The sequence below is a fragment of the Chamaesiphon sp. GL140_3_metabinner_50 genome (assembly GCF_025361915.1).
Classification (GTDB): domain Bacteria; phylum Cyanobacteriota; class Cyanobacteriia; order Cyanobacteriales; family Chamaesiphonaceae; genus Chamaesiphon.
The window spans coordinates 1-4,294 of sequence record NZ_JANYJC010000245.1 but is presented as its reverse complement, the minus strand read 5'-3'; the positions used below and the strand labels follow the sequence as shown (position 1 = coordinate 4,294).

The following is a 4,294-nucleotide window of genomic DNA, read 5'->3' as shown; positions in this document are numbered from 1 at the left end:
GTGCTAAAAGCACTAGCAGCTCTACTACTTACACTAGTACTACCACTAGCACTGAAAGTTTCCAACCCGATCCGCGCTGGGCTAACAAACTAGCCGAACTCAAAGATAAATTAGCCGAATCTGGGAATCTCTAAGTTTATGCTCTTGCCTAAATAGAGACGACAGACTGCAATTGCTTGCAGGTAAATATAATAATTGCTAGGGACGTTAATGTCTTTGGCAATTTTTTTAGGCATTGGGGATGAGGTTTTAGGTTTTAGGCATAAAATCTACTTCTTAGGTGATTCCCAGCAATAGAAATACCTCTATTTGTGGGTTTGTGATTGTGCCTACGGCTTACTTCGGCTATCGCTCAGTACAAGTCGATCGACCACCGATGGTTGAGCAGAGCCGTTGGCGTAGCTTGCCGTAGGTACAACCTGGGTGCTTGGTGTAAATCACCTTACTCCTTACTCCTTACTTCTTACTTCTTACTCCTCTTGAGAATAACGCCGCTGTGGTAGTACTGCGGGATCGACAGGCGAGATGCGGGGCGGAGATTCCTTAGTGTTGCGCCAGGTTTGCCAAGCTGTTTTGACACCTAACCAGACACTGCGAGTATTCGTGCTGACGGTTTTAGCCTGTTTTGTCACCTGCGAGAGACTGAGATTGGCTTGTCGAACTACTGTTGTGGCACTTTGGACACCTTGAGACATTTCGTCGGTGAGATCGCCTAGTTCTAATCCGGCTAGTCTAATTGCTTCGAGCGTGGGTGGTAATTCTCGATCTAATCTATCGAATAACTTTTCGGCACTCCTAGCTGCACGCGATAAATCTTGAATTGCTGGGAAAGCAGCGACTACCAATGCTGTCAGACTGACAGCGACAAGTAGTAGCGAACATCCCAGAAATAGTACCGGATCGATAGATGTCAAAATTAGGGGATAGGGGGACGGGGGGACGGGGAGAAGTAAGGAGTAAGGAGTAAGAAGTAAGAAGTAATAAGTAGGAAGTATAGTGTGCTTACCGCAGGCTATACTTTGGCTGTCGCGAAAGTTGCAAGTCGCTTGGTGAGAGGAGTAAGGAGTCAAAATGCCTAGCTTGTACTTATATGCAGTTTCTAGGCGATGTGTGCGATCCGATGTGTGGGTAATCGATCGAGAGTCATCGGTCGTCTATTTCTCGAATAGATTTGGGAAGATCGACCGAATTAGATTCGCGCGCGGATTGACTGGCAACAATCCCCGCAGAGATCGCGGTTGTCAGTCGATCGAGTGTATCATGCCAGCGATCGCCAGCCGCAGCCGAAAGCTTATCGGCTTGGAGAATGACACTACTAGAAATATCTTCGGCCATTTGGGGTACGGCGGCGATCGTTTTGCCCAAGACTTTCCGCGTATCTCGCCCTTGACGGGAAGCCAGCAATAGTCCGGTAATGGTACCGAGCGTCGTACCGATGAAAATGCCACTCAAAAATGTACCGCGATTTTTATCTGCCATAGGATCGAGATCGCTAAACTGAAGGTATATTAATTTAAATCGATCTCCGTCGGAGCTGCTGGGTGACGGAAAGATGTCCGAAAATTTTAGCATAGCACCCAACCGACCGCCTTGTAGCCTCATCCCATGTCCGATCGCAGAATGACAAATCGATCGCTATGCCCCACCAAATTGCTCGTTAACAGGGGGGAAAGCTGGCAATCGATCCAACATAGCCTCACTAACCTCAAGCTAGGGTTAGCAAGTCAATTTGCGGCTACCGAGCAAATCTGGTGCTGCCCGGTGACGAACGCAAGATCGCGATCCCCGCTAGCGTTTATCTTCTGGATTCGGAGCGGGCGCGGGTGTCTCTGGTACATTAACGATCGCCCGCAGCCGCAGCCAGACGGTAAGAATCAGCATGAGTGCGATCCCGATTGCCGTAACCACGATCGCCATATGTCTGGTGCCCTGCATCTGCATGGCAATAATGCCCCCAGCCAGAGTCACACCCCACAAAATTATTGCTGAATGTCGTTGCGAAAATCCTTGTGCTAATAATCGATGATGCAGATGATCTTTTCCCGGCGTACTGAGAGGATTCTTGCCAGAGAGCAACCGTTTGATAATTACTTGACTGGTATCGACAACCGGGACGAGAAACAACATTACTGTTGGGATCAGCGAAGTGACTGTCGTGACTTTACCATTGCCTAAAATGCTGGTTGCTGCCAACACATAACCCAAGAAATAAGCCCCCGCATCCCCCATAAAAATCCGCGAAGGGTGGTAATTGTGTCTTAAAAAGCCTAATGCTGCGCCAGCAACCCCCGCACAAATCAGCGTCGCTGCGGCTCTAGCTTCAAATTGAGCCGACACCGCCAATAAACTCATTGCAGTAATAAAACTCACGCCACCAGCTAAACCATCCATCCCATCCATCAAATTGACAGCATTAGTGATCCCCACAATCCATAACACTGTAAAGATAACTGATAAAATTCCATCGATCGGCACGCCAAAATAGATCACATGAATTTGAATGCCGCAGACTACCAGTAGCAATGCTGCCAAAATTTGGACGAGCAGCCTAAATAATGCTGGCAATCCACCAAATTGATCGTCGATAAATCCGACAATGACTAGTACCGAGCCGCCCAGTAAAATTGCCAAGATGGCTACTTGCACTTTGGCGATGACGATCGGCGATAAACACCCTGCTAAAATAACAGCGGCAATTACGCCCGTATAAATTGCCAATCCGCCAGCATTCGGGCGGGGTTCGCTATGTAATCTCCGGGCATTGGGTTCGTCAGCCCAACCCACTTTGAGGGCGAAAGTTCGGACTTTAGGGATAAATAAATAAGTTACTATCCATGCGAACATGAACGTCAGCACTACGGAAAGCCACCCGCGTCCATGCGGATCGGCAATACCGATTGAATTCATAAAACTCTCAAAAGTCATGGATGCCCCTATGTAGATCGATCGTGGCTATGGTGATGATGTAAATGAATAACTTGACGATCGAGGCTATTATTTACTTCTTTTGACGCACAAGTCAAACATACCCCAAAAAATTCCAGAGTGTGATAATAAATTTTAAACTGATGGAGCGATTCTAGTCTGTGTTCTAATTGCTCTGCTGGGCATTCATCGATCGGAATCGATTCCCCACAGTGTAAGCAGGTCAAATGATGCCGATCTGCTTGCACACAACTATACAATGATTCGCCTGTCGGTAACGTTCGACATTGAATTAGTCCCTCTAGTTTGAGACTCTCTAAAGCGCGGTAAACCGTTGCTAGCCCTACTGCTCGATCTCCATTCCGCAGTTCGACATAAATATCTTGAGCAGAAATTGCGCGATCGCATTGCTTCAAAAGCTGTAAAATGCGTTCTTGACTGCGAGTTCGATCGGATTTCATAGCACTAGGGAATAGGGAATAGGGGATAGCGAAAAGTGCGGAAACAGGGGTTTCCCCTGTCTTGTCTTACCTTTTTTGACGGGGAACCCGTCCAAAGGTAAGCCGCAAGTAGAGCACCTTTTTAAGAGAGGGGATAGGGGTTAGTGTTTGTAGCTTCCCCATAAATTTATATGCGACTGTGAATTCTTAAATGTTGAGCCAAACAATTGGCGATCGGTAAAATCCACATGATTGCGGATGCTGGTACTGGTTTACAATTGGTGGTGGTAGATTTAAGCTGCTACGTTGGCGTTGGCGAAGCCTACCGTAGGTACAGCCTACCGGAGGTAGTCGCAGCACTATCTAAATTATCGCAAAGTTGAGGGATTCCGTTGAAGCAACAATATCACGCTCGCATTTATGTTACACTTCGCCCATCTGTACTCGATCCGGCTGGCACCGCAGTCCAGTCTGGGCTAGCACATATGGGATACACTGATGTCGAGAGCGTCCGCATTGGTAAGTATATCGAAGTAAATCTCGCCGCCGCAGACGAAGCCGAAGCCCACAGCCAACTAGACCGCATGTGCGACCAGCTTCTTGCCAATCCAGTCATTGAGAATTATCGAATTGAGCTAGGAAATAGGGAATAGGATTTAGCGAAGATCTACCCACCCCGCCCTACTGGCACCCCTCCAGGGAGGGGATTTTCATTACTTCTTACTCTTACTTCTTACTTCTTACTCCTTACTTCTTACTTCTTACTTCTTACTCCTTACTCCTTACTCCTTACTCCCCCCTCCCAACTTATTGTGAAATTTGGAATAATCGTCTTCCCTGGTTCTAATTGCGATCGCGATGTGGTGTACGTCACCCGCGATTTACTCAAACAACCCACTCGGATTATTTGGCATGAAGAAACCGACCTC

General features: G+C 47.5%; 6 protein-coding genes and 1 pseudogene. 3 read left to right on the top strand and 4 right to left on the bottom strand.

What is annotated here, in order from left to right:
• Window positions 1-470: 470 nt before the first annotated feature.
• The 4 genes from Q0R35_RS12305 to Q0R35_RS12290 form a co-directional block, all read right to left on the bottom strand.
• The gene (locus tag Q0R35_RS12305) at window positions 471-914 is read right to left on the bottom strand and encodes a DUF948 domain-containing protein (RefSeq protein ID WP_295618343.1); all 444 of its coding nucleotides are present in this window, start codon (window positions 912-914) and stop codon (window positions 471-473) included.
• A gap of 229 nt (window positions 915-1,143) precedes the next feature.
• A complete protein-coding gene (locus Q0R35_RS12300; protein WP_295618340.1) occupies window positions 1,144-1,479 on the bottom strand; it encodes a YtxH domain-containing protein in 336 nt (111 codons plus the stop codon).
• Window positions 1,480-1,788: 309 nt separating this feature from the next.
• Window positions 1,789-2,925, bottom strand: coding sequence for an MraY family glycosyltransferase (locus Q0R35_RS12295; RefSeq protein ID WP_366944880.1), 1,137 nt, complete (start codon window positions 2,923-2,925; stop codon window positions 1,789-1,791).
• A gap of 8 nt (window positions 2,926-2,933) precedes the next feature.
• On the bottom strand, window positions 2,934-3,386 hold the full coding sequence (locus Q0R35_RS12290; RefSeq protein WP_295618336.1) for a Fur family transcriptional regulator: 453 nt from the start codon (window positions 3,384-3,386) through the stop codon (window positions 2,934-2,936).
• 206 nt (window positions 3,387-3,592) lie between these two features.
• Here Q0R35_RS12290 and Q0R35_RS12285 point away from each other — a divergent pair, with 206 nt between their 5' ends.
• The 3 genes and pseudogenes from Q0R35_RS12285 to Q0R35_RS12275 form a co-directional block, all read left to right on the top strand.
• Window positions 3,593-3,748, top strand: coding sequence for a hypothetical protein (locus Q0R35_RS12285; protein WP_295618333.1), 156 nt, complete (start codon window positions 3,593-3,595; stop codon window positions 3,746-3,748).
• A 9-nt stretch (window positions 3,749-3,757) separates the two neighbouring features.
• A complete protein-coding gene (purS, locus tag Q0R35_RS12280) occupies window positions 3,758-4,018 on the top strand; it encodes a phosphoribosylformylglycinamidine synthase subunit PurS (RefSeq protein WP_295618330.1) in 261 nt (86 codons plus the stop codon).
• 159 nt (window positions 4,019-4,177) lie between these two features.
• A pseudogene (locus tag Q0R35_RS12275) lies at window positions 4,178-4,294 on the top strand (phosphoribosylformylglycinamidine synthase I); the annotation flags it as partial.

Bases quoted from the DNA above. Each gene is read 5' to 3' on its own strand.
- Q0R35_RS12300 (WP_295618340.1), bottom strand. From the start codon at position 1,479: ATGGCAGATAAAAATCGCGGTACATTTTTGAGTGGCATTTTCATCGGT.
- Q0R35_RS12295 (WP_366944880.1), bottom strand. From the start codon at position 2,925: ATGACTTTTGAGAGTTTTATGAATTCAATCGGTATTGCCGATCCGCAT.
- Q0R35_RS12290 (WP_295618336.1), bottom strand. From the start codon at position 3,386: ATGAAATCCGATCGAACTCGCAGTCAAGAACGCATTTTACAGCTTTTG.